Origin of the sequence: Streptomyces meridianus (assembly GCF_023703325.1) — a bacterium.
Taxonomy (GTDB): domain Bacteria; phylum Actinomycetota; class Actinomycetes; order Streptomycetales; family Streptomycetaceae; genus Streptomyces; species Streptomyces meridianus.
Window position 1 is genome coordinate 1 of the sequence record NZ_JAMQGM010000076.1, and the last position, 23,996, is coordinate 23,996.

Genomic DNA, 23,996 nt, shown 5'->3' on the forward strand with positions numbered 1-23,996 from the left:
TGCTGCCCGACGCGGGACGCGGGCCGCGGACCGTCGTCCGCGCCACGGCCGCTGTGCTCGGCCGGCCCGGCGGGGCCGGATCGACCGGCGGCACCGTCCGCAGCCGGGGATGCCGGGGAACCGTCGGGGCCCCCCGGGTCCGGCTCGCCCGCGGGGGCGGGGACGGTCGGCACCGGCCGGCCGGACTCGCCGGGCTCCCGCCTGGAGGCCCCCGGAGTGGAGGGCTGCAGGGCGGCGCCTCCGGTGGTCCGGAACAGTTCGTCCGCCCCCGGCAGGCTCACTCGGCGTGGCACCGGGCGAGCACCTCCCTGGCCAACTGACGGTACGCCGCGGCACCGACCGAGTTGGAGGCGTACGTGGTGATCGGCTCGCCCGCGACGGTCGTCTCGGGGAAGCGGACCGTGCGGCCGATCACCGTGTGGTAAACGTGCTCGTCGAACGCCTCGACCACGCGCGCCAGGACCTCGCGGCTGTGCACCGTGCGGCTGTCGTACATCGTGGCGAGGATCCCGTCCAGCTCGAGCTCGGGATTGAGGCGCTCCTGGACCTTCTCGATCGTCTCGGTGAGCAGCGCGACCCCGCGCAGGGCGAAGAACTCGCACTCGAGCGGGACGATCACCTTGTGCGAGGCGGTGAGCGCGTTGACGGTGAGCAGCCCCAGCGACGGCTGACAGTCGATGACGATGTAGTCGTAGTCGGCCAGCAGCGGCTTGAGCGCACGCTGCAGGGTGGACTCCCGGGCGACCTCGCTGACCAACTGCACTTCCGCAGCCGACAAGTCGATATTGCTGGGCAGCAGGTCCATGTTCGGCACAGCGGTCTTCAGGAGGACCTCGTCCGCCGCCATACCCCGCTCCATGAGCAGGTTGTAGACGGTGAGGTCGAGCTCCATCGGGTTGACGCCGAGGCCGACCGACAGCGCACCCTGCGGGTCGAAGTCGACGAGCAGCACCCGGCGGCCGTATTCGGCGAGAGCGGCGCCCAGATTGATGGTCGAGGTCGTCTTGCCGACCCCGCCCTTCTGGTTGCACATCGCGATGATCTTCGCGGGACCGTGCTCGGACAGCGGGCCGGGAATGGGGAAATACGGCAGCGGGCGTCCGGTGGGACCGATGCGCTCGCGGCGTTGGCGGGCAGCATCCGGGGCCAGTGTGGCGGCGTACTCCGGGTCCGGCTCGTACTCCGCGTCGGGGTCGTAGAAGTGCCCCTGGGGCAGGTCGTAGTCAGCGGTGCGGGTGGGCTCTCCGCCACCCTGGTCGCCGGCCGTGGCGTTCACGTGATGGCCGTCCATGCTCTGGTGGGCTGTGTTGCTCTGGTGGGCTACGAAGGTCTGTATGGCGACGGAATCGACAGCTTCGAGCCCCGAGGGCCTCGAGCCCCGCGCAGCCGTTTCCTGTTGTCCACCTCCGGGAGTAAATGTCGACTCATTCACAAGTCGTCTTACCTCCTTGGAAGTGACCAGGAAACTTTATCGATAGGTCAGCGTGACAGTATGCCGACGGTTGGCGACTCTATGGCGTGTCGACCGTCCGCAGCAACACAATCCACGGGACCCGGCCCGATGTGTCGGCAGACGAACGGCCCGCTGTCAAGCGGCAGAAGGGCGGAGAATCCCGGTGAGCCGACGACCGCGGCGCCCGACGCCGCTGGGCACACACCGAGTTGACGCGCCGTCATCCGTACGACCGGAAACGTCCGGGCGGGCCCTGCTTTCAGGGCCCGCCCGGACACGGGAAGTTGAGGCGCACCGCACCGCAGACGGCGCACCCGCCGGCGGGGAGGCGCTTTGCCGGATCAGCCGAGCAGGGTACTCAGGTCGACGGCCTTGAGGTTGTGCGCCTCGGCGACGGGGCCGTACACGACCTCACCCTCATGAGTGTTGAGGCCGAGGGCCAGCGCGGCGTCCCGGCGCAGCGCGTCGCGCCAGCCGCGGTTGGCAAGCTCGACGATGTAGGGCAGCGTCGCGTTCGTCAGCGCATGCGTCGAGGTGTTCGGGACGGCGCCGGGCATGTTGGCGACGCAGTAGAAGACGGCGTCGTGGACCGCGAAGGTCGGCTCGGCGTGCGTCGTGGGACGGGAGTCCTCGAAGCAGCCCCCTTGGTCGATCGCGATGTCGACGAGCACCGCACCCGGCTTCATCCGCGAGACCAGCTCGTTGGTGACCAGCTTCGGGGCCTTCGCGCCCGGGATGAGCACCGCACCGATCACGAGGTCGGCGTCGAGCACGGCCTTCTCCAGCTCGAAGGCGTTCGACGCAACGGTCTGGATCCTCGTACCGAAGATCTTGTCCGCCTCGCGCAGCTTGTTGATGTCCTTGTCGAGCAGCGTGACGTGGAATCCCATGCCGATGGCGATCTGGGCGGCGTTCCAGCCCGAGACGCCGCCGCCGATGACGACGGCCTTGCCCGCGGCGACGCCGGGGACGCCACCGGGCAGCACCCCACGACCGCCGGCCGAGCGCATCAGGTGGTAGGCGCCGACCTGCGGGGCCAGCCGGCCGGCGACCTCGGACATCGGGGCGAGCAGCGGGAGCTGGCGGTTCGCTGTCTCCACGGTCTCGTAGGCGATGGCCGTGGTGCCGGACTCCAGCAGCGCGTCGGTGCACTCGCGGGAGGCGGCCAGGTGCAGGTAGGTGAAGAGGGTCTGGTCCTTGCGGAGGCGGTGGTACTCCTCCGCGATCGGCTCCTTGACCTTGAGCAGCAGGTCGGCGGTCTCCCAGACCTCGTCCGCCGTGGCGAGGATGGTGGCGCCGGCAGCCGTGTACTCGTCGTCCGTGATGGAGGAGCCGAGACCGGCGTGCTGCTCCACGAAGACCTGGTGGCCGTTGCGGACGAGCTCGTTCACGCCCGCGGGCGTGATGGCCACGCGGAACTCGTTGTTCTTGACCTCGCGGGGGATGCCGACCTTCACGTCGATCACGGTCCTTGATTCGGGGGGGGGCTCAACAGACAAACCGGACTATGCACCTGCATGCCGGACGCGACCGTTTACGTCGCCGCCAACCCAGTCTAATGAAGGATGTCTCGCTGTCTAGCCTTGCAAAGCATCAATCTCTCACCGAAGGGCTACGGATTTCGCAGGCTACTCCGGGTGGTCGCCTAGGAGACGTCCCGCAGTGGCGCGGTGGAACCCGGCAGCGAGCGGATCGCCCAGCCGATCGAAGGCATCCGCCATCCGCAGCTGGAGGGCGGCACGCAGGCGAGTGTCCCCGGTGCGGCGCGCCAGCTCCATCGCCTCCTCGATCGTGCGGAGCGACTCCTGGAGCCGGCCCGCGTACTCCTGGACCCGTGCCGTCTCGCTCAGGGACCTGGCGTGTCCCTGGTGGTCGCGGAGCCTGCGGTACGCGGCGGCTGCGGCCCGCCACTGCCGCAGGGCCTCGTCCCATTCGCCGGCATGTATGTGCACCGCTCCCAGCCGCTCGTACAGTCGCGCCTCCTCGGCGAGTTCGCCCTGGGACAGACGCAGCGAGAGCGCCCGGCCGAACCAGTCCGCCGCCCGCGCCCAGTCCCCCTGCTCCTGATGTGCGGCACCCAATGACTCCAGGGCCCGGCAGATCAGCGGATCGTCGGCCGCGGCCCGCGCCGCCGTGAGCGCCGCGCGGTAGCGGAGGAGCGCGGCCGGGGTCCGTCCCGCCCCAGCGTCCAGATCGGCGAGGTTCAGCAGAGCAGCCGCCCTCTCCAGCGGCAGATCGCACCGGTCGGCGACGGCCAGCACCAACTGGTGCAGCGGATAGAGCTCCGGCGCGGCGCCCTCCTGGCCCCGATGGGTCAGCAGCGTCCGGGCCAGCGCCGCGACCAGCCGCCGGACCTGGGTGTCGAGCTGTCCGTCCTCGAGAGCGAGGCGGACCGTCGCACGCAGCGCCGGCAACCGGGATCCGAGCCATGCCTCCGCGGTCGCAGCGGAGTCGAAACGCAGGGCGCGGGGCAGGTCGGCCGCCCGCTCACGGGCCGGCGACCCCGCGGGCTCACCGGCGGCCCGGCAGCACTGGAGCTGCCGCACGAAGCGCTCCACCAGGCGGGCCCGCGCGAGCCGCAACTCCGCGGGACGTTCGACGGCGCGGGCGAGTCCGGCCAGGAGCGGGGCGAGGCAGCCGGGTACCCGGTACAGCGCCGGGCTCCCCGGGACGGCCGCGCCGTCGGGCCGCAGCACGCCCTGCTGCGCCAGGCTCTCCAGCACCGACTCCGCCGCAGCAACGGAACAGCCGGCCAGCGCCGAGGTGATGTGGGCGTCGGCATAACCGGCCGGCGCCTGCGACAGCAGTCGCAGGACCCGCGCCGTCGACTGCGGCAGCCCGTCGTGGACGAGCCGCAGGGCCCGGCTCAGCGGGTAGTGCGCGGGCCCGCCCCCGGAGTGCTCGGGCGGCAGATCGCGCAGTCCCGTCACGGCATCGGCGACCGATGCCTGGGGCCGGGCGGCGAGCCAGCCGCCCAGCATCGCCAGCACCGCCGGCTGCCCTGCGCACTCCAGGACGAGGGAGTCGGCCGCACACGGGTCGCAGGTGATGCGGGTGCTCCCGGCAAGCCGGGTCAGGACCTGGACGGAGGCGGCCGGGTCGAGTCCGCCGATCGTGCATGGCCGGACGTTCGGCACCCCCGTCAGCGGGCCGGTCCCGGTGACCACCACCAGACAGCCGGAGGTGTCCGGCACCAGCATCTCGACCTGTTCAGGATCCCCGGCGTCGTCGAGGAGCAGCAGAATCCGCCGATCGGCCAGCGCCTCCCTGAGGAGCGCCGCCAGGTCCTCCTCGCCGGCGCCGGGCGGCGGTGCCGGCCTGCCGAGTCCGGCAAGGAGATCGCGAACGATCCGGTCGGTCGGCACCTGTTCCCCACCGGGCTGCTCGAGCCGGGCACGGAGCACACCGTCGGGATAGGCCGGGGCGAGTTCGCGGGCCAGTTCCTCGGCGAGCGCGGTCCGGCCGGATCCGGGGCGTCCGGCGATGAGGAGGAGGCGGGTACGGCCGGCCCGGCGACCGGAGAGGGTGTCCAGGCCGGCCCGTTCGATGTCGGAGCGCAGGCTCTGGAGTTCACGACGGCGGCCGGCGAAGAAGGGTGCCGCCGGGGCCCCTCCCGCCCGGGGCCCCCGGTCGCCGGACCCGGCCGGCACCTCCGGAACGCCGGTCTCAACCGCCCGATCCGACACGGGCCACGCTCCCTTCCCCTGCCGGCTTCCGGCGGGGACGCCCCTAGTGCTGCGGCCGGAAAGGTGCACCGGCTCTCGACGCCCTGCGCGGCACTCCGCCGGCCTCTGCCGGGGGCTCCCGCACCGGGTCGTCGCACCGCCCGCGCACACCCGGTACGAGAGCGGACCTCCGCCGTGCGCTGCCGCGTACCGGGGCGCTGCGCTTTCCGGGCAACGTCTCCGGTCACAGCCCCGGCCGGCACACCCGCTGCCGGGGGCGCCGGCGGAGGAGACGAGCCTAGTTCACGGCGTGGTGCCGGCGGAGCGGAGCGCGACGGCAGCCGACACGGAAGATCACCGCTTCGGATCAGCAGGAGGAACGGCCGTCCGGGCCCCCGGCAGCCGTGCTCGTGACGGATCGTGGCTCGCGCCTCAGACTTCGAACGGCCGCGCGGGCCACGGTGCCTGGGCCGGACGCAGCGCCTCGACGCCGTCCCCGGCCAGCGCTGCGGTCAACGCGAGAGCGCCCACGACCAGGCAGTTGTTGTGGAGCTCTCCGGCGAGGATCCCGGTGACGAGATCCGGAAGCGGGACGCGGGCCAGTTCCATGTCGGCCTCCTCCTCCGACACGTCGAAACGCTCCCCCTCGGCATCGGACAGGTCACGGGCGAGGAAGATCCGAACGGCTTCGTCGCAGCCACCGGGAGTGGTGAAGACGTCGGTCAGGACCCGCCAGTCCTCGGCCTTGACGTGCGCCTCCTCGTACAGCTCGCGCTGCGCGGCGTGCAGCGGGTTCTCTCCGGGGACGTCGAGCAGGCCGGCCGGGATCTCCCACAGCTTGTGCCGCACCGGGTGGCGGTACTGGCGCAGCACCAGCACCCGGTTCTGCTCGTCCAGGGCGAGGACCGCGACCGAACCGGGGTGGACCTGGTAGTCCCGTCGCGCGACGGCGCCGTCGGGCATCACCACGTCGTCGGTGCGCACGCTGGTCTTGTTGCCGGTGAAGGGCGTGGCCGTGGCGGTGACACGCCATTCCTCGGCAACGTCCTGCAGGCGCTCACCCATGTCCTGTGACCTCCGTAAAAACGATGGTGCCGGGACCGGGCCGCGGTACGCCCCGGTCCCGGCCACCGTATCGCTGCTGCTGCGACGCTCCCGGGCGGCGTTCCTCAGCCGCCCACGACTGCCGTCCTGCGTTCGACGGCCGCCTTCACCAGACCCGCGAACAGCGGGTGGGGGCGGGTCGGCCGCGAGCGCAGCTCGGGGTGGGACTGGGTGGCGACCAGGTAGGGGTGCACCTCGCGCGGGTACTCGACGTACTCGACGAGCTTGTTGTCCGGCGAGGTGCCGGAGAACACCAGGCCCGCCTTCTTCTCGAGCTCGGCCCGGTAGGAGTTGTTCACCTCGTAGCGGTGGCGGTGCCGCTCCTCGACGTAGGGCTGGTCCCCGTACACCTCGCGCACGATGGAGCCCTCGGCGAGCTTGGCCGGGTACATGCCGAGCCGCATGGTGCCGCCCATGTCGCCCTCACCGGCGACGATGTCGAGCTGTTCCGCCATCGTCGAGATGACCGGGTGGGCGGTCGACGGGTCGAACTCGGTCGAGTTGGCGTCCGCGATGTCCGCCAGGTTCCGGGCCGCCTCGATGACGACGCACTGCAGGCCCAGGCACAGCCCGAGCAGCGGGATGCGGTTCTCCCGGGCGTAGGTGATGGCCGAGACCTTGCCGTCGACACCGCGGTCGCCGAAGCCTCCGGGGATGCAGATCGCATCGCAGTCACCGAGCTGCTCGGCCGCACCCGCGGCGGTCCGGCAGTCGTCCGAGGTGACCCACTTGATCTTCACGCGGGCATCGTTGGCGAAACCGCCTGCACGCAGGGCCTCGGTGACCGAGAGATAGGCGTCCGGGAGGTCGATGTACTTGCCGACGAGCGCCATGGTGATCTCGTGCTTCGGCTGGTGGACGCGCTTGAGCAGGTCCTCCCACTGCGTCCAGTCCACGTCCCGGAACGGCAGGTCGAGCTTGCGCACGACGTAGGCGTCCAGGCCCTCGGTGTGCAGCACCTTCGGGATGTCGTAGATGGACGGGGCGTCGATCGCGGCCACTACGGCCGCGTCGTCGACGTCGCACATCAGCGAGATCTTGCGCTTGATGGAGGTGGGGACCTCCCGGTCGGCGCGCAGCACGATCGCGTCGGGCTGGATGCCGATGCTGCGCAGCGCGGCGACCGAGTGCTGCGTGGGTTTGGTCTTCAGCTCGCCGGAGGGGCCGATGTAGGGCAGCAGCGAGATGTGCACCACGAAGACGTTGTCGCGCCCGACCTCGTGGCGGACCTGACGGACGGCCTCCAGGAACGGCAGCGACTCGATGTCGCCCACGGTGCCGCCGACCTCGGTGATGACGACGTCCACGTCGTCGGTCGCCATCCGCCGGATGCGGTGCTTGATCTCGTTGGTGATGTGCGGGATGACCTGGACGGTGTCGCCCAGGTACTCGCCGCGCCGCTCCTTCGCGATCACCGAGGAGTACACCTGCCCGGTCGTGACATTGGCCGACCCGTCGAGGTCCACGTCGAGGAAACGCTCGTAGTGACCGATGTCGAGGTCGGTCTCGGCCCCGTCGTTCGTGACGAAGACCTCACCGTGCTGGAACGGGTTCATCGTGCCCGGGTCCACGTTGAGGTACGGGTCGAGCTTCTGCATCGTGACCCGCAGCCCCCGGGCCTTCAGCAGCGCACCCAGGCTGGAGGCCGTGAGTCCCTTGCCGAGCGAGGAGGCGACACCCCCGGTCACGAAGAGGTGCTTGGTCGTCGTGGATTTGGGCGGCAGTGCCAAGAGGGGGCTCCCGTGGTCGCGAAGTGAGGTGCGGAACGGTCCCGGGGGAGGGTTTACCGTCGCTGCGGTTCGGGGGTCCGTGCCATCGGAGGCCCACCGGTCCACGGGCTACCAGGGTATCAGCGACCTGGGGGGAGCGTTCCCGGCCGTGCACCGGGAAACCGTTCGGTGAAGGCTCCGCACGGACGGTGCGCCGACCTTGCCCGGAGGCACCGGGCACATCATCATGAGGCGTCGTATCCTGCCCAGCACGGACACATACGTGCGAACTGCGGTCACGAGCCTCCCGGACGATCCCGGGACTTGAGCTCGAGGGCTCATCGATGTTCACCTTGACCTTAAGAGAGCGCCCCGAGGGGCGACGCTGACCGCAGAGCGTGCCCTGAGGGCCACGCGGCCATTCGACTGGAGATGCACGTGGCCGGGCGTATCGAGGACTACGCACTCATTGGAGACACGCAGACAGCCGCCCTCGTCTGCCGGGACGGGACGGTGGACTGGCTGTGCCTTCCCCGCTTCGACTCGCATGCCATTTTCGCCGGCCTGCTGGGCACGGAGGAACACGGGTTCTGGAGGGTCGGCCCCTCCCACCCCGCCGACGTGGCGCCCCCCACGGCCGACCGTCGCCGCTACCGCGGGGACACGCTCGTGCTCGAGTCCGAGTGGGACACCCCGCGGGGCACGGTCCGCGTGATCGACTTCATGCCTCCCCGTGACGGCGCGCCGCAGGTCATCCGGATCGTGGAGGGCGTCAGCGGCCGCGTGAAGATGCGCTCCGCGCTGCGGATGCGGTTCTCCTACGGCTGGGTGGTGCCCTGGGTCCACAAGGTGGGCGAGCGCACCGTGGCCGTCGCCGGTCCGGACTCGGTCTGGCTGGACACCGAGGTCGAGACGCACGGCGAGGAGCTCACCACCTACTCCGACTTCACCGTCTCCGCCGGTGAGCGCATCGCGTTCACCATCAGCTGGGAGGCCTCGCACAAGCAGCCTCCGCCACTGCCCGAGCCCGAGGTGTCCCTGGAGGCGACCGAGGAGTTCTGGCGGCAGTGGGTCGAACAGTGCACCTACCACGGCCCCTACCGGGACGCGGTGGTCCGCTCGCTGATCACGCTCAAGGCGCTCACCTACGGGCCGACCGGCGGGATCGTCGCCGCCCCGACCACGTCACTGCCCGAGGACATCGGCGGGTCCCGTAACTGGGACTACCGCTTCACCTGGCTGCGCGACGCCGCCATCACCCTGTCGTCTCTGCTCCGCACCGGTTACCGGGACGAGGCCCGGGCCTGGCGCGAGTGGCTGCTGCGCGCGGTGGCGGGCGACCCCGAGAACCTGCAGATCATGTACGGCATCGCGGGCGAGCGGGAGCTGGGCGAGACCGAGCTGAGCTGGCTCCCCGGCTACGAGGACTCCAAACCGGTCCGGGTCGGCAACGGCGCGGCCGGGCAGCTCCAGCTCGACGTGTACGGCGAGGTCACCGAGGCGCTGCACCTCGCCCACATGACCGGCCTGGCCCGCAACGACTACGCGAGCCTGCTGCAGCTGAAGCTGATCCGCTACCTCGAGGACCACTGGAACGAGCCCGACGAGGGCATCTGGGAGGTCCGCGGTCCGCGTCGGCACTTCGTGCACTCGAAGGTCATGGCGTGGGTGGCCGTCGACCGGACGGTGCGGCTGATCGAGTCCGGCGAAGTCGACGGGCCGCTCGAGCGGTGGCGCGAGCTGCGTGACGAGATCCACAGCACGGTCTGCGAGAAGGGCTACGACAAGGAGCGCAACACCTTCACCCAGTACTACGGGTCGAAGGAACTGGACGCCTCCCTGCTGCTGATCCCGCAGATGGGCTTCCTGCCCCCCGACGACAAGCGCGTCATCGGCACCATCGAGGCCATCCAGCGCGAACTCGGCACCGGGGACGGGTTCGTGCTGCGCTACCCGACCACCGGCGACGAGGCGGGCGTGGACGGCCTGGAGGGCGACGAGGGAGCGTTCCTCGCCTGCTCGTTCTGGCTGGCCGACGACCTCGCCATGATCGGACGGGTGGACGAGGCCCGGAAGCTGTTCGAGAAGCTGCTGTCGCTGCGCAACGACCTCGGTCTGCTGGCGGAGGAGTGGGATCCGCGGCTCCAGCGCCAGGTCGGCAACTTCCCGCAGGCCTTCAGCCACGTCCCGCTGATCGACACGGCGCTGCGGCTGACCGCCTCGGGTGCGTACGGGGGCTGACCGCCTCGGGTGCGTACGAGCTCCCGCACTCCGGCGCCGGAGTGCGGGAGCTCGTGCGTGCGGGCGGTCAGGCGCCGCCGCTCAGAAGGCGGTTGAGCTCGCGGTAGTCGACGACGCCGGTCAGGGCCGAGTAGGTCCCGGCGGCCGCCAGTTCCCGCGCGGCCCGGCGTACTACGGCGTAGGCGGCCTCGGCGACGCCGGAGCCCAGGCTGACACGGGCGACACCCGCTTCGGCCAGTTCCGCGACAGAGGGGGACCCGGGGCCCGCGAGAATGTTGACGGGGGCGTCGATGTCGTCGGTCAGCGCCGCGATCACCGCCAGGTCCGCGACCCCGGGGACGAAGACGCCGTCCGCTCCGGCATCGAGGTAGGCCCGGGCCCGGTCGAGGGTCTCCCGCAGGCGCGCCGTCTCCTCCCCCGCCCCGAGGAGGTAGGTGTCGATCCGGGCGTTGACGTACAGCGGGACGCCCGTGGCATCGGCGGCGGTGCGAGCGGCGGCGATCCGGTCGGCCTGCTCGGCGGCCGGGCGCAGCGGGGAGCTCGGCTCGGTGTGGGCGTCCTCGATGTTGACGCCGACCACGCCGGCGGCGATCACCCGGGTGACTGTGTCGGCGACCTCGGCGGCGTCGCGGCCGAAGCCGCTCTCGATGTCGGCGCTCACCGGAACGGCCACGGCCGCTGCGATGCGTCCGACCATGGCGATCGCCTCCTCGCGGTCGACGCGGTTGCCGTCGGCCGCGCCGAGGCCCCAGGCGACGCCCGCGCTGGTGGTCGCAACCGCCTGCGCACCGCTGTCCTCCACGAGCCGGGCACTCACCGGATCCCAGACGTTGGCCAGGGCCAGCGGAGCTGCCTGGGAGTGCAGGGAGCGGAAGAGCTTCGCCATGTCGTTCTGTGCAGTCATGTGATGCAGTAGACCAACCGGCACGGTCGGCCGCCGGCCGTTCTGCGACATCAACGTGAGGGCGCGGAGGGGCTGTCGGCCCCCTTGGGGGACGATGCGCCGCTGCGGCCGCCGATCCCGGAGGCGGCCGGGGTCCGTAGCAGGTCTCGGGCGGTGCTGCACCGCTGGGGCCCGCGGGGTAGCGTCGCTGCATGGAACCGCAGGCCGGGATCACCGTCCGGCGGGCGCTCGAGTTGCCCGCCCTCCGCCGGGGTCTGCCCGAGGTCGTCGCCGCGGAGGACCGGCTCGACGAGACGGTGCGCTGGGTGCACGCCGGCGAGGTCCCCGACATCGCATCGCTGCTCAAGGGCGGCGAGTTGCTTCTGACCACCGGTCTCGGTGTGGGCGCCCGCCCCGCTGATCAGCGTGCGTTCGTGACCCGGCTCGCCGACCGGGGCATCGCCGCGCTCGTCGTGGAGCTCGGCGGCCGTTTCTCGGCGCTGCCCGCCCCTCTGGTGGACACGGCCCGCACTCGTGGGCTCCCGCTGGTGCAACTCCACCGTCGGGTCCCCTTCGTGACGGTCACCGAGGAGATCCACACCGAGATCGTCAACGGGCACTACGCGATGCTGCGCAGCGCGGAGGACGTGCACCGGCGGTGCACCGACGCGCTGCTGCGCGGCGGGGGCGCCCCGGAGGTGCTCGGCCTGCTGGCCGGTTTCACCGGAAACCCCGTTTTCCTGGAGACCCCCGACGGCCTGCTGATGTACGCCGCCGGGCCGTCCGGCAGCGGTCACGGCGATCTCCGCGCCGGTCCGGCCGACCCGCTCCAGGTCTGGCACGGTCTGCGGCGCCGTCAGGGACGCGACGCGGAGCCGCCGGAGACCCCCGCGGGCGGGGTGAGCGTCGACATCCCCGGCGGCGGTGCGGGACCGGGTTCCGTGCGGGCCCGTCTGGTGATCCTGCCCGTGGACGGGCGGCTGGGTCAGGTCCACCGGATCGCCGCGGAACGCACCGCCGGGCTGTTGGCCGTCGTCCTGATGCAGGCCCGGCAGGAGGAGGAACTCGCGGCCCGCGGCCGAGGCGACTTCCTCACCGATCTCGCCGAGGGCCGGATCGGCGCCGAGGACGCACCCGGCCAGGCCCGCGTCCTCGGTTTCCGTCCGGGGGACGGACTCCTGCTGCCGGTGGTGATGCGGCTGCCGGCCGAGTTGATACCGCCCGGGGAGTGGGCGGTCCTGGTCCGTGCGGTGCAGGAGGAGCTGGCGACGGTGGGGCTGCCGGCCCTGCTCGGCGTCCGACCCGTGGAGGGCAGGGTTCCGCTGCTGCTGGGGCTGCGCTCGGATTCGGAACGCTCAGCGGCCGCGGACCGGGTGGCGGCCGCCCTGCGTGCAGGGGTCGAACGCGCCGGCGTGGAGCGGGCGGGCGGCCCACCTCCGGCCGTGGTGGTCGGGGTCACGGGCGACTGGACGGGGGCCGGGCCCGGTCTGCGTCACGCGGCGGAGGCCGCCACCGCCGCGCAGGGCCTGCCGCAGCACCCCTGGTACGACGCCCGCCGGCTCGACATCGACCTGCTGCTGTGGCGGTTGCGGGAACACCCGGATCTGGCGGCGTTCGTGGACCGGGCGATCGGCCCGTTGATCGCCCACGACCGGACGGCGAAACCTCCGCTGCTGCCCACCCTGGAGGCCTACCTCGCGCACGCGGGACGCAAGGCGGAGACGGCCCGTGAGCTGCACCTCAACCGGCAGACTTTGTACGACCGGCTGGCGCGCATCTCACAGCTGCTGGCGACCGACCTGGACGACCCGCAAGCGGTTCTCGGTCTGAGCCTCGCGCTTCGGGCCCGGCGCCACACGCCCTGACGCCCCCGGGGTCGGGAGCGGAGGCGGTCAGCGGCCTCGCTGCGTCAACTCGTCGTAGACGGCCAGGACTTGGGCGATCGCCTGTTCCTCGGTGGGCCAGGTCGCAGCCTGCCGGCGTCCCCGGTCGGCGAGTTCCGCCAGGCGTACCCTGTCGCCGAGCAGCCGCGCGACGGCGCCGGCGAGCGCAGCCGGGTCGGCGTACGGCACCAGTTCCGCGGCGTCGCCGACGAGTTCGGGCGTGCCGCCGACCGCGGTCGCCACCAACGGCACCCCGGCCCGCAACGCCTGCTGGGCGAACACCGCACGGGACTCCCACGGGGTCGTCAGGAGGGCGACGTCCGCGGCGGCGAGGAGGTCGGGCACGTCGTCGCGGCACCCGAGGAGCCGGACCGGCAGGTTCTCCGCGTCGATACGGCGTTGCAGCACGCGGCGCTCGCCTCCCTCGCCGGCGATCAGCACGACGGGACGCGGCTCGAGCACGCGCCAGGCGCGGGTGGCGTGCAGCAGCCAGGAGTGTCCGCGGGTGCCGTCGAGCCGGCCCACCGAGAGGAGCACGGGAACTCCGACGCAGCCGAGTTCGGCACGGATCTTGTTGCGGCGTTCTTCGTCACCGGCTTCGTCCGGCACGGTGGCCCGCCGGGGGCCGGCCACCGTGCCGGGGGCGAGGCGGGCATCGCGGGCGCCGGACCGCCGTGCCCGGTCCACGAGTTCGGAACAGGACCCGAGCAGTACCGACGCCTCGCGGGCCACCCTGCCCTCCGCGAGCCGGGCCATCCGGGCCGCAGCGCCGCTGCCCCGCGTCCTGGTGTGCCAGGTGACGACGAGCGGAGGCCGGGCACGTCTCATGCGCAGTGCGAGTGCGCACTGCCGGGCGGCCGTCGCCCCGTGGGCGTGCAGCACGTCGGCGCTCGCGCACACCGTCCGCAGCGTGGTGAGAGTGGCGGGATCCGTGCATGTGGCGAGCGGCACGAAGCGAGCACCGGCCATGGAGAGGTCGTGGACGGCTGCGGTCCGCGCGGGGGCGCAGACGGTCACCCGCAGTCCGCGGGCGACCAGTCCAGCGGCCAGGGACCGCACATGCGCTCCGCTGCCCCCTCCGCCGCGTCCCACCACCAGCACCACATGCAGGGACGGCTGCCCGGGCGGTGACAGCAGGGCACTGCTCACTCGGGTGTGCTCCGTTCGGTTTCCGTGCGGCCGGACAGGTCCGAGGGTTGCGGGAGTACGGGCAGTCCGGGAGGTTCCGGCGGGACCGGCGGGAGGACGGCGTGTGCGACCGGCCGGCCGCTGCGCACGCCCTGCCGGCCGTGCGCAGCGGCTCTTCGGATCGGGCCTCGTCCGCCGATCGGCGAAACCGGACGGGCGACAGTCCGGCTGCCCCCGGCGGCCCCGCGCGACCGCTCCACGGCGGCCCGTCCGGCCACGGCGCTGCCGTTCACCGGCGTCCGGCCCGGGCACGGTCGACCGGGGAGACCCCGCGTGCGTACACGCCGGTCGACTCCGGGCGCCGGCCCAGCCGGTCCCAGGCCCGCAGCCACGGGTGGGCGCGCCAGGCCGGTCCGTCGCCGAACGTGTCACCGGCCACGGCGGCAGCGACCACGGTGGCGGCATGGAGTACGAGCCCGGCGCGGCCGGTGCCCGCAACAAGCGCGACCCCGACTCCCGCGCCCAGCGCGTGGGCCCCCGTGTCACCGAGCATCGTCTGCTCACCGAGGTCGTCGGACGCCACGGCAGCCGCCGCACCGAACGCCGCTGCGGCGAGGGTCGCTCCGCCGTGGCCCCGCTCGGTCCGGGACGCCCCAACAGGAGAGCCGATCAGCCGCAGTCCGCTGACCGTGAGCGCCGCCTTCACCGCACGGCCCGGCCTGACGTCGAGCAGATTGAACAGGTGGGCGGATCCGGCGATGGCGACACCCGCGAGCAGCCGGTCGGCGGCCCGGTCCCGCAGCAGGGCCCCGGCGGCCAGGCCGGCCGCACCGATGCCGAACAGCTTCACCGTGCCCGGCGTGATCCGCCCCCGCCGGAGGGCGCCCAGGTGAGCGCGGAAGCCGCGGGGGCCGGCGTCGCACAGATCGTCGTACGCACCACAGGCGGCGGCACCGAGCACGGCCAGCGCGGATGCCCGGCGAATCCTGGCCGGCACCGTCGGTACTGCGGACGTGGCGAGCACTGTGCCCGCGACGACGGCCGGCCCGGCGTACAGGTGAACCGCCTGGCCCGCATGGTTTCTGCGCTCCCAGGCCCGAGTCCGGGCAGGCGACTGCCGGATCATGCCGGTGTACGCGGCTCGGGCCGCTCCCACCGCGCCGAACAGCGCCAGCACACGTGCCCGTCCCCCACCGTCCCGCATGACCGTTCCGCCTCCCGACAGCTCAACCTGAGCCGTCACCTTACGAGATGGCCGCCGTTCCCGGGACGCTGCGGCCGACTCCCTTGGCTCCGGGGAGAGTCGAACAGGTCAGAGCGCCGAACGTGCGGCCTCCAGAAGCTCCTCTGCGTGGGCCCGGGCGAGCTGCGAGTCCTCCTGTCCGGCGAGCATCCGCGACAGCTCCCGGATCCGGTCCTCGCCCTCCATGGCCTGCACCCCGCTGCGCGTCACCGTTCCGTCGTTCGTCTTCTCGACGACCAGATGCCGGTCGGCGAAAGCCGCCACCTGCGGAAGGTGGGTGACGACCACGACCTGTGCGGAGGTGGCGAGCCGGGCCAGCCGACGGCCCACCTCGACCGCAGCCTTGCCGCCGACACCCGCGTCCACCTCGTCGAACAGGTAGGTGGGAACCGGGTCGGAGCCGGCGAAGACGACCTCGACCGCCAGCATCACCCGGGAGAGTTCACCGCCTGAGGCGCCCTTGGCGATCGGCCGCGGCTGTGCCCCTGGGTGCGGGGCCAGCAGCAGCTCCACTTCATCGGCACCTGTCGGGCCGAACGCCACGGTGCGGTCGGCGACCTCGATGCCGTCCGGATCGTCCGTGTGCCGGATGTCGATGCTCACACGAGCGTGCGGCATGGCCAGTTCGGCGAGTTCGGCGGTGACGGCACCGGCGAATCGCTGCGCGGCCTCGGTCCGCGCATCGGTCAACGTCTGAGCTAGTTGGGACAGTTCGGCGCACAGCGCGGTGTGTTCCGCGGTCAGTTCGCCGATCCGGTCGTCGTCGCCGTCGAGCTCGGTCAGCCGGGCGGCGCTCGACTCCGCCCAGGCCAGGACGGCCGACAAGTCCTCGCCGTACTTGCGGGTCAGCTGGGTGAGCACCGCGCGGCGCTCCTCGACCGCCGCCAGGCGCAGTGGGTCGGCATCGAGATCGTCCGCGTACCCGGCGAGCTCGCCGGCGGCGTCCGACAGAAGGATGCCGACCTCCCCGATACGGTCCGCCAGTGCGGCGAGCGCCGGGTCGTGCGAACGTACGGCCTCCAGTGCCCGGTGCGCGCCCGCGACCAGCGCCGCCGCGTCGATGGCCTCGAGGTCCTCGGGGTTGCCGGCCAGCGCGGCGTGCGCGGCAGTGGCCGCGGAGGCGAGTGACTCGGCGTGGCCGAGCCGTTCGGCCTCGGCGGCGAGCGCCTCGTCCTCACCCGGCTGGGGCTCCGCCGCGGCGATCTCCTCGAGTCCGAAGCGCAGCAGGTCGGCCTCCTGGGCGCGGTCCCGGGCCCGGGTGGTCAGCTCCTCCAGTTCCGCGGCGATCGTGCGCAGCCGCCGGTGGGCCGCCACGTACTTCTCGAGGGGGACACCGACGGCGTCCCCGGCATACCGGTCGAGCGCCTGACGCTGCCGTGCAGGTCGCAGCAGTCCCTGCTGGTCGGTCTGTCCGTGCACCGCAACCAGGTCGTCGGCGAGTTCGGCGAGCAGGCCCACCGGGACGGAACGACCACCGAGGTGAGCACGCGAGCGGCCCTCGGCGGACACCGTCCGGCTGACGAGCAGTGTCCCCTCGTCGAGCTCGGCCCCGGCCTCGGCGGCCCGGGCCGCGGCGGGGGCGTCCGCGGGCACGGCGATTCGCCCCTCGACCACCGCCGACTTCGATCCGATCCGCACCAGGGCCGGGTCCGCGCGACCGCCGAGGAGCAGACCGAGACTCGTGACGACCATCGTCTTGCCGGCGCCCGTCTCACCGGTGACTGCGGTGAAGCCGGGTGACAGCTCCACGACCGCGTCCTCGATGACTCCCAGTGACCGTATCCGCATCTCCTCCAACACGGACACGACCTTACGAGGTTCCGGACCCGTTGCGCGACGGGCTCCCCGTCCGGCCACCCCTGAGGGTGCCGCAGGGGCACCGGGAGGGTGCGCCGGTGAACCGCCCGTCCGTTCCGCTGCCGGGTCCCGAAACGGGCCGCCCGGCGGGGCGGTGTCAGCTCGGGGCTCCCCGCCAACCGGCCACCGGCAGCGCGAACTTGGCGACCAGCCGGTCGGTGAACGAGGCGTGGTGCAGCCTCGCCAGCCGCACCGGGACGGCGCCGCGCCGGACCTCCACCCTTGCCCCGGCGGGAAGCTCGACCGTGCGCCGCCCGTCACACCACAGCACTCCGTGCGGCGTCTGCGCCTGAACCTCGACCGCGAGCACCGAGTCCGGAGCGGTCACCAGCGGCTTGGCGAAGAGGGCGTGCGCGCTGATGGGCACCATCAGCAGAGCCTCGACCTCGGGCCACACCACCGGCCCGCCGGCCGAGAAGGCGTACGCCGTCGAGCCGGTCGGGGTGGCGCAGACCACTCCGTCGCCACCGAACCGGGACACCGGGCGGCCGTCGACCTCGGTGACGACCTCCAGCAGCCGCTCGCGGGCAGCCTTCTCCACGGATGCCTCGTTGAGCGCCCAGTCGGTGTGCACGATCCTGCCGTCGGTGCGCACCACCACATCGAGGGTCATGCGCTCCTCGACCTCGTACGCGCAGGCGACGACCCGGCCGACGACCTTGTCGAGGTCGTCGCGTTCGGCCTCGGCGAGGAAACCGACCCGGCCGAGGTTGACCCCGAGCATCGGAACGCCCGCGGCACGGGCCAGTTCAGCACCGCGCAGCAGCGTCCCGTCCCCGCCGAGCACCATGAGCAGCTCGCAGCCGTCGAGCACGTCCGGCGTGGCCTCGACGCGTTCGACCGCGGGCGGCAGCGGCAGATCGGCGGCCTCGGCGGCCAGCACCCGGACACCCAGCCCGCTTCGCAGCAGCCCCTGGACGACCAGCTCGGCGCTGCGCACGGCGGCCGGCCGGCCGGTGTGCGCGAGGAGGAAGACGGTGCGTTCGGCTGTCGTCGTCACCGCGGTCCCTCCGCAACGGCGCGCTCCACGTCCGCAGGGTCGAGTGCCGGCGCCCCGGCCCGCAGCCACAGGAAGTACTCGACGTTCCCGGAGGGGCCCGGCAACGGGCTCGCGGTGACGCCGAGCACGCCGAGCCCGAGTCCGGCCGCCTGCCCGGCGACCGTGCGCACCGCCTCGGCGCGCAGCTCGGGGCTGCGCACCACCCCGCCACTGCCCAGGCGCTCGCGTCCCACTTCGAACTGGGGCTTCACCATGAGGACGAGGTCCGCGCCGGGTGCCGTGCAGCGCACCAGGGCGGGCAGGACCAGACCGAGCGGGATGAACGACAGGTCGCCGACGACGAGGTCGGCCGGCTTGCCGTCGATCGCGTCGAGTTCCAGCTCCCGCACGTTCGTGCGGTCCTTCACGGTGACCCGTCCGTCGCTCTGCAGCGACCAGGCGAGTTGCCCGTATCCGACGTCCACCGCGACGACGTGCGCGGCGCCGGCGCGCAGCAGCACGTCCGTGAACCCACCGGTCGACGCGCCCGCATCGAGCGCTCGCCGGCCCTCCACCGCCAGCCCGAGCGGAACGAAGACCGCGAGCGCACCCGCGAGCTTGTGGCCGCCGCGGGAGACGTAGTCGGGGTCGCCGTCGTCCTCGGTGACGACCACCGGCGCGCTGGTCTCGACCTGGGTGGCGGGTTTTCCGGCGACGGCTCCCGAGACGGTCACCCGCCCTGCGGCGATGAGCTGGCTCGCGTGCTCGCGCGAGCGGGCGAGGTTGCGGCGCACCAGCTCCGCGTCGAGTCGGCGTCGTGCCACGTCCGGTTCAGCTCCTGTGCTCGTGTTCGTGCGGTGCGGCCGGTGCGGCCGGTGCGGCCGGTGCGGCCGGCGCGGGCGGCCCCGGCCGGGAGTCCAGGGCGGCGAGGGTGTCCCGCAGTGCTCCGTGCACATCCTCGTACACCTCGATGTGGCCGTCGGCAGCGAGGTGGTCGAGATCCGCCAGCCGCGCGAGGCGGGTGTCGACGTCGTCGTTCCCGGTGGGAGAGCGGGGCACACCGAGCGGGGTGATCCGGGCCTCTGCGGCCTGCTGTTCCCGGCCGTCGGACAGGGCGGCGGACGAAGGGGCGCGCTCGGGGGCGGACTCCGCCTGCGAAGGTTCGGGAGCGGTCTCCGGCTGCGAGGGTTCGGGAGCGGTCTCCGGCTGCGAGGGCCCGCGCTGCTCGGCTGCCCCGCGCATCGACTCGTTCATGCCCCTGACGCTACCCCGAACTGCGCCTTCTCCGGAGAAGAAGCTGCGCGGGGTAGCGTCGATGACGATGAAGACGATCGAGGAATGCCGGTCGGCGCTCGACCGGCTTGCCGCCAACCTTGACCGGGCCGACGACGGGGTGCGGCGCGCTGCCGGTCTGGACCGGTCGCTCAGCTGCCGCATCACCGATCTCGACACGACCTTCGTCGGGAGGCTGGCCGACTCCCGGCTCAAGGGAGTCAGGGCGGTTCGGGGGACCCCGGCGAGGCGGGCCGACATCCGGCTCGCCATGACGGGCGACGACCTGGTCGCGCTGGTCGACGGCAGACTCAACTTCGCGAAGGCCTGGGGCAGCGGCAGGGTGTCCCTGCACGCCGGGTTCCGCGATCTGCTCCGGCTGCGCTCCCTGCTCTGAGCGGCACTCCCGACGTGCGGCGTCACGCCGCAACGTAGGCGACAGGGCGAGCGGCCGGGCGCGGGGCTGTCAGAAGCCGAGCCTCGCCAGGGCCTTCGCGGTTTCCGGGTCCCCGCTGCCGCCGTCCGCGGCGGTCCACACGGCAGCGCACAGGGCACGCAGTCCGTCGACGGCGTCTCCGGTCCCGTCGACGGCTGCTTCGCCGCCCCGTACGACGGCGGTCCAGCCGCCGCAGCGGAAGCCGTCCCGGTCCGGGCCGACCCGGGGGTGCGCGGCGAGCAATCCCCGCAGGTCGGGCGCGAGGTAGGTCGGCCGCTGCCGGGGCTGCGCGGCGAGGAGTTCCGCCGGACCGGTCACGCCCGTCAGTACGAGCAGTGAGTCCACACCACCGGCATGTGCCCCTTCTATGTCGGTGTCGAGGCGGTCCCCGACCACCAGGGGGCGGCGGGCCCCGGTCCGCAGAATCGTCTCCCGGTGCATCGGCGGCAGGGGCTTGCCGGCCACCTGCGGCTCGGCGCCGGTGGCCGCCCGTACCGCCGCGACCAGCGCCCCGTTGCCGGGTGCTGTGCCCCGGGCGGTCGGAATGGTCAGGTCGGCGTTCGAGGCGAACCACGGGACACCGCGGTTCACCGCGTACGCCACCTCGGCCAGGTCGCTCCAGCCGAGGTCCGGGTCGTGTCCCTGGAGGACCGCCACCGGCTCGTCGTCCGCCGAGCGGACCTCCTCAAGACCCTGCTCCCGCACAGCGGCCCGCAGACCCTCGCCACCGACGACCAGTACGCGCGAGCCGGGCGGGAAGCGGTCGGCGACCAGCCGGGCGACGGCCTGGGCGGAGGTGATCACGTCCCCGGGGGCCGCATCGAGCCCGAGGCGGGTGAGATGTTCCGCCACGGCCCGCGGCGGCCTGGAGGCGTTATTGGTGACGAAGGCCAGGTGCATGCGGCCGGCCCGCGCCTCCTTCAACGCGTCGACCGCGTGGGCGATCGCCCGGCCTCCCGCGTAGACCACGCCGTCCAGGTCGAGCAGAGCCGTGTCGTACTCCTCGTGGAGCGGATGCCCGCAGGCAGCGGTCCGGTTCCGCGCATTCATGTGTTTCGCTCCCTGTTGATCCTTCTGCACCCCGTCATCCTGCCTCCCCAGTGGCCGCATACGATGCTCGGATGACCACACCTGGGCCCGGCCGCGGCGGTTTGCGGCTGTCTCCGTTCCGCGGACTTCGCTATGTGCCGGAGCGCGTCGGCAGCCTCGCTGCCGTGACGTCCCCGCCGTACGACGTCGTGGTCCGGCCCGACGGCCTGCGGCATCTGGAGACGGCTGATCCGCACAACATCGTGCGTCTCATCCTCCCCCAGGCCGACTCCGCTGAGACCCGGACGCACAAGGCCGCCGAGACACTGCGGCGGTGGCTGGCCGACGGCGTCCTGGCCGTGGACCCCGTGCCCGCTGTCTACGTGTACGAGCAGCGCCACGGCGACCTGCTGCAACGCGGTCTGATCGGCACTCTGCGGCTCAGCCGGCCGGAAGAGGGGATCGTCCTTCCCCACGAGGACGTCATGCCGCAGGTGGTCGCGGAGCGAGCGGACCTGATGCGGGCGACCGCAGCAAACCTCGAGCCGCTGCTCCTGACGTACCGCAGCAGCGGAGAGACCGTGGGGGCGACGGCCGTGATCGACCGAACCACGCAGCGTGCCCCGCTGCTGTCGACGACGACGGAGGACGGCTTCGCTCACCGGCTGTGGTCCGTGACCGATCCGGCGGAACTCGCCGAGATCAACGCGGACCTCGCCCGGCACCAGGCCCTGATCGCGGACGGCCATCACCGATGGGCGACGTATCTGCGGCTGCGCTCGGAGCACTCCGCTCCCGGTCCCTGGGACTCCGGACTGGTGCTGCTCGTCGACACGGCGCGCTACCCCTTGGTGGTGCGGGCCATTCACCGGGTGCTGCCGCGGCTCGGGGTGGACGACGCCGTCGCCGCCCTGGACGGGCTCTTCCGGGTGCGGCGGGTGGAGGGCCCGTTGTCCAGGGCGATGGAGGTGCTGGCCGCGGCCTCGGAGACGTCGTCGAACGCTTTCCTGCTGGCCGGGGACGGCGGGTTCCGGCTGCTGGAGCAGCCCGACGCCCGATCGCTGCACGATTCCACGCCGGCGAACCGTCCCGAGGCATGGCGCAGTCTGGACGCGACGGTTCTGCACTCGGTCCTGGTGGAGAAGATCTGGCGCGTTCCGGACAGCCCGGAGCACATCGCCTACATCCACGACGCGGGCGCCGCGGTCGAGCAGGCCGAGCGCCGGGGCGGGACCGCCGTTCTCATGCATCCGGTGCGTGAGGAGGTCGTGCGCGAACTCGCCCGGCAGGGGGTGCGGATGCCGCGCAAGTCGACGTCCTTCGGGCCGAAACCCGCAACGGGGCTCGTCCTGCGCAGCCTCGAATTCGGCTGAGGGTCCCGGAAAGCGCCGTGAGGCCGGAACCCCGTCGGGGTTCCGGCCTCACGACATGCGTGACCGGTCAGCCTGCGTCGCCCGCGCCTCCGGTCGGCCGGCCATCCGCCTGGTCCGTTACGGCCGGAGCGTCGGCGTCCGCGGTGGGCGCTGCCGGTTCCCCGGTGGCCGGTTCCTCGGTGGCCGGTTCCTCGGTGAGGGTCGAAACGGCAGGCGCCTCGCCGCCGGCCCGGGCCCGGTCCGATTCGGAGGAGTTGCCCTCCGGCGTCTCGCCGATGTGGTCGGCGTCGGGGTCGTATGCGTCGGTGAACTCGACCCCGTCCAGCTCGGCAAGCCGGTCCGAGGCGTCGGTGGTGCCCTGCTGGTCGGCCTCAAGGGCCTTGGCGAACCAGTCCCGTGCCTCGTCCTGACGGCCCACCTCGAGAAGCGCCTCGGCGTAGGCGTAGCGCAGCCGCGCGGTCCAGGGCTGCACCGTCCTGGAGGCGAGTTCGCTGCTCTGGAGGGTCACGACGGCAGCATCGGCCTGCCCCAAGTCGCGGCGCGCGCCGGCAGCGACCAGACGCATCTCGACCTGGCCTGCCCGGTCCAGCTTCTGAACCTCGGGCTCGCCGGCCATCGCCAGCGCACGCTCGGGTCGGCCCATGCCGCGCTCGCAGTCGGCCATCACGGGCCAGAGCTCGGCGGAACCTGTCATCCGGCGTGCCGCACGGAACTCGGCGAGTGCCTCGGAGTACTTGCCGACCGCGTAGGCGGCGAAACCGGCCGCTTCCCGCACGGCGGCGACCCGCGACGCCAGGCGGAGGGCGATGCGCGAGTACGCATAGGCCTGCTCGGGCTCGTCGTCCAGCAGCCGCGCCACCATGACGAGGTTGCGAGCCACGTCCTCGGCCAGCGTCTTGGGCAGGCTCAGCAGGTCCTGCCGCACGTCCTGGTCGATCTCGTTGCCCGTGACGTCGTCCGGGATGGGAAGCCGCTTGATGGGCTCCCGGTCACGCTCGCGATCCCGGCGGTGGTCGCCGAAACGGTCGTCGCCGGCACGGCCCTGACCGTACGGCCGCGCCGATCTCCGGTCGTCACGCCCTCGGAATCCACCCCGGTCATCACGGCGGTCATCCCGACGCGGCCCCCGGTCATCACGCCGGAACCCACCCCGGTCATCACGCCCTCGGAACCCACCACGGTCCTCGCCCCGGTCATCCCGACGCGGACCCCGGTCATCACGCCGGTCATCACGCCGGAACCCACCCCGGTCGTCACGCCCGCGGAACCCACCACGGTCCTCGCCCCGGTCATCCCGACGCGGACCCCGATCGTCACGACCGCGGAACCCACCCCGGTCATCACGCCCTCGGAATCCACCCCGTTCGTCATCCCGACGCGGACCCCGATCATCACGCCGGTCATCACGCCGGAACCCACCCCGGTCGTCACGCCCTCGGAATCCACCCCGTTCGTCATCCCGACGCGGCCCCCGGTCATCACGCCGGAACCCACCCCGGTCGTCACGCCCGCGGAACCCACCACGGTCCTCGCCCCGGTCATCCCGACGCGGACCCCGATCGTCACGATCGCGGAACCCACCACGGTCATCACGCCCGCGGAACCCACCACGGTCGTCATCCCGACGCGGCCCCCGATCGTCACGACCGCGGAACCCACCACGATCATCGCCCCGACGCGGGCCCCGATCGTCACGCCGGAACCCACCACGATCATCACGCCCTCGGAACCCACCACGGTC

General features: G+C 72.6%; 18 protein-coding genes and 1 pseudogene. 5 read left to right on the plus strand and 14 right to left on the minus strand.

What is annotated here, in order from left to right; genetic code table 11:
* Positions 1-277: 277 nt before the first annotated feature.
* The 5 genes from M1E25_RS25180 to pyrG all read right to left on the minus strand — a co-directional run bounded on the left by M1E25_RS25180 (position 278) and on the right by pyrG (position 7,946).
* Entirely contained in the window at positions 278-1,291 is a 1,014-nt protein-coding gene (locus tag M1E25_RS25180; protein WP_285831219.1) for a ParA family protein, read from the minus strand.
* 503 nt (positions 1,292-1,794) lie between these two features.
* Entirely contained in the window at positions 1,795-2,910 is a 1,116-nt protein-coding gene (ald, locus tag M1E25_RS25185) for an alanine dehydrogenase (protein ID WP_251419587.1), read from the minus strand.
* Positions 2,911-3,081: 171 nt separating this feature from the next.
* Positions 3,082-5,139 carry a tetratricopeptide repeat protein gene (locus tag M1E25_RS25190; protein WP_251419564.1) on the minus strand — a complete coding sequence of 686 codons (2,058 nt, stop codon included), beginning with the start codon at positions 5,137-5,139 and terminating at the stop codon, positions 3,082-3,084.
* A gap of 411 nt (positions 5,140-5,550) precedes the next feature.
* Complete coding sequence (locus tag M1E25_RS25195) at positions 5,551-6,183, minus strand: NUDIX domain-containing protein (RefSeq protein WP_251419566.1); 633 nt, start codon at positions 6,181-6,183, stop codon at positions 5,551-5,553.
* Between the two features lie 104 nt (positions 6,184-6,287).
* Positions 6,288-7,946, minus strand: coding sequence for a CTP synthase (gene pyrG, locus M1E25_RS25200; protein ID WP_251419589.1), 1,659 nt, complete (start codon positions 7,944-7,946; stop codon positions 6,288-6,290).
* 417 nt (positions 7,947-8,363) lie between these two features.
* On the opposite strand from pyrG, the gene M1E25_RS25205 reads away from it, so the two are divergent.
* Positions 8,364-10,172 (plus strand): glycoside hydrolase family 15 protein, encoded by a 1,809-nt coding sequence (locus tag M1E25_RS25205; RefSeq protein ID WP_251419567.1) that lies wholly within the window; start codon positions 8,364-8,366, stop codon positions 10,170-10,172.
* A gap of 67 nt (positions 10,173-10,239) precedes the next feature.
* Here the strand turns inward: M1E25_RS25205 and M1E25_RS25210 are convergent, their stop codons facing one another.
* The gene (locus M1E25_RS25210; protein ID WP_251419569.1) at positions 10,240-11,076 is read right to left on the minus strand and encodes an isocitrate lyase/PEP mutase family protein; all 837 of its coding nucleotides are present in this window, start codon (positions 11,074-11,076) and stop codon (positions 10,240-10,242) included.
* 191 nt (positions 11,077-11,267) lie between these two features.
* Between M1E25_RS25210 and M1E25_RS25215 the strand changes: the two genes are divergently transcribed.
* Positions 11,268-12,920 (plus strand): PucR family transcriptional regulator, encoded by a 1,653-nt coding sequence (locus M1E25_RS25215; RefSeq protein ID WP_251419571.1) that lies wholly within the window; start codon positions 11,268-11,270, stop codon positions 12,918-12,920.
* Between the two features lie 27 nt (positions 12,921-12,947).
* Here M1E25_RS25215 and M1E25_RS25220 read toward each other — a convergent pair whose 3' ends face one another.
* The 6 genes from M1E25_RS25220 to M1E25_RS25245 all read right to left on the minus strand — a co-directional run bounded on the left by M1E25_RS25220 (position 12,948) and on the right by M1E25_RS25245 (position 19,399).
* Complete coding sequence (locus tag M1E25_RS25220; RefSeq protein WP_251419573.1) at positions 12,948-14,087, minus strand: glycosyltransferase family 4 protein; 1,140 nt, start codon at positions 14,085-14,087, stop codon at positions 12,948-12,950.
* A 268-nt stretch (positions 14,088-14,355) separates the two neighbouring features.
* Positions 14,356-15,270 (minus strand): hypothetical protein, encoded by a 915-nt coding sequence (locus tag M1E25_RS25225; protein WP_251419591.1) that lies wholly within the window; start codon positions 15,268-15,270, stop codon positions 14,356-14,358.
* Positions 15,271-15,378: 108 nt separating this feature from the next.
* Positions 15,379-17,097, minus strand: a complete 1,719-nt coding sequence (gene recN / locus M1E25_RS25230) for a DNA repair protein RecN (protein ID WP_251419593.1) — start codon at positions 17,095-17,097, stop codon at positions 15,379-15,381.
* 166 nt (positions 17,098-17,263) lie between these two features.
* On the minus strand, positions 17,264-18,166 hold the full coding sequence (locus M1E25_RS25235; protein WP_251419575.1) for an NAD kinase: 903 nt from the start codon (positions 18,164-18,166) through the stop codon (positions 17,264-17,266).
* Positions 18,163-18,969, minus strand: coding sequence for a TlyA family RNA methyltransferase (locus M1E25_RS25240; RefSeq protein ID WP_251419577.1), 807 nt, complete (start codon positions 18,967-18,969; stop codon positions 18,163-18,165). Before M1E25_RS25240 ends, M1E25_RS25235 begins: the two co-directional genes overlap by 4 nt.
* Before the next feature lie 7 nt (positions 18,970-18,976).
* Positions 18,977-19,399: a hypothetical protein gene (locus M1E25_RS25245; RefSeq protein ID WP_251419579.1), complete on the minus strand. Its 423-nt coding sequence runs from the start codon at positions 19,397-19,399 to the stop codon at positions 18,977-18,979.
* A 67-nt stretch (positions 19,400-19,466) separates the two neighbouring features.
* Between M1E25_RS25245 and M1E25_RS25250 the strand changes: the two genes are divergently transcribed.
* Positions 19,467-19,814 carry a sterol-binding protein gene (locus tag M1E25_RS25250; RefSeq protein WP_251419595.1) on the plus strand — a complete coding sequence of 116 codons (348 nt, stop codon included), beginning with the start codon at positions 19,467-19,469 and terminating at the stop codon, positions 19,812-19,814.
* 69 nt (positions 19,815-19,883) lie between these two features.
* Here M1E25_RS25250 and M1E25_RS25255 read toward each other — a convergent pair whose 3' ends face one another.
* Positions 19,884-20,903 carry an HAD-IIA family hydrolase gene (locus tag M1E25_RS25255; protein WP_251419581.1) on the minus strand — a complete coding sequence of 340 codons (1,020 nt, stop codon included), beginning with the start codon at positions 20,901-20,903 and terminating at the stop codon, positions 19,884-19,886.
* Between the two features lie 71 nt (positions 20,904-20,974).
* Between M1E25_RS25255 and M1E25_RS25260 the strand changes: the two genes are divergently transcribed.
* Complete coding sequence (locus tag M1E25_RS25260; RefSeq protein WP_251419583.1) at positions 20,975-22,255, plus strand: DUF1015 domain-containing protein; 1,281 nt, start codon at positions 20,975-20,977, stop codon at positions 22,253-22,255.
* Between the two features lie 67 nt (positions 22,256-22,322).
* On the opposite strand, the gene M1E25_RS25265 is transcribed toward M1E25_RS25260, so the two are convergent.
* Positions 22,323-23,180: a tetratricopeptide repeat protein gene (locus tag M1E25_RS25265; protein ID WP_251419585.1), complete on the minus strand. Its 858-nt coding sequence runs from the start codon at positions 23,178-23,180 to the stop codon at positions 22,323-22,325.
* Between the two features lie 84 nt (positions 23,181-23,264).
* Between M1E25_RS25265 and M1E25_RS25270 the strand changes: the two are divergent.
* Positions 23,265-23,996 (plus strand): annotated as a pseudogene (locus M1E25_RS25270) (hypothetical protein); the annotation flags it as partial.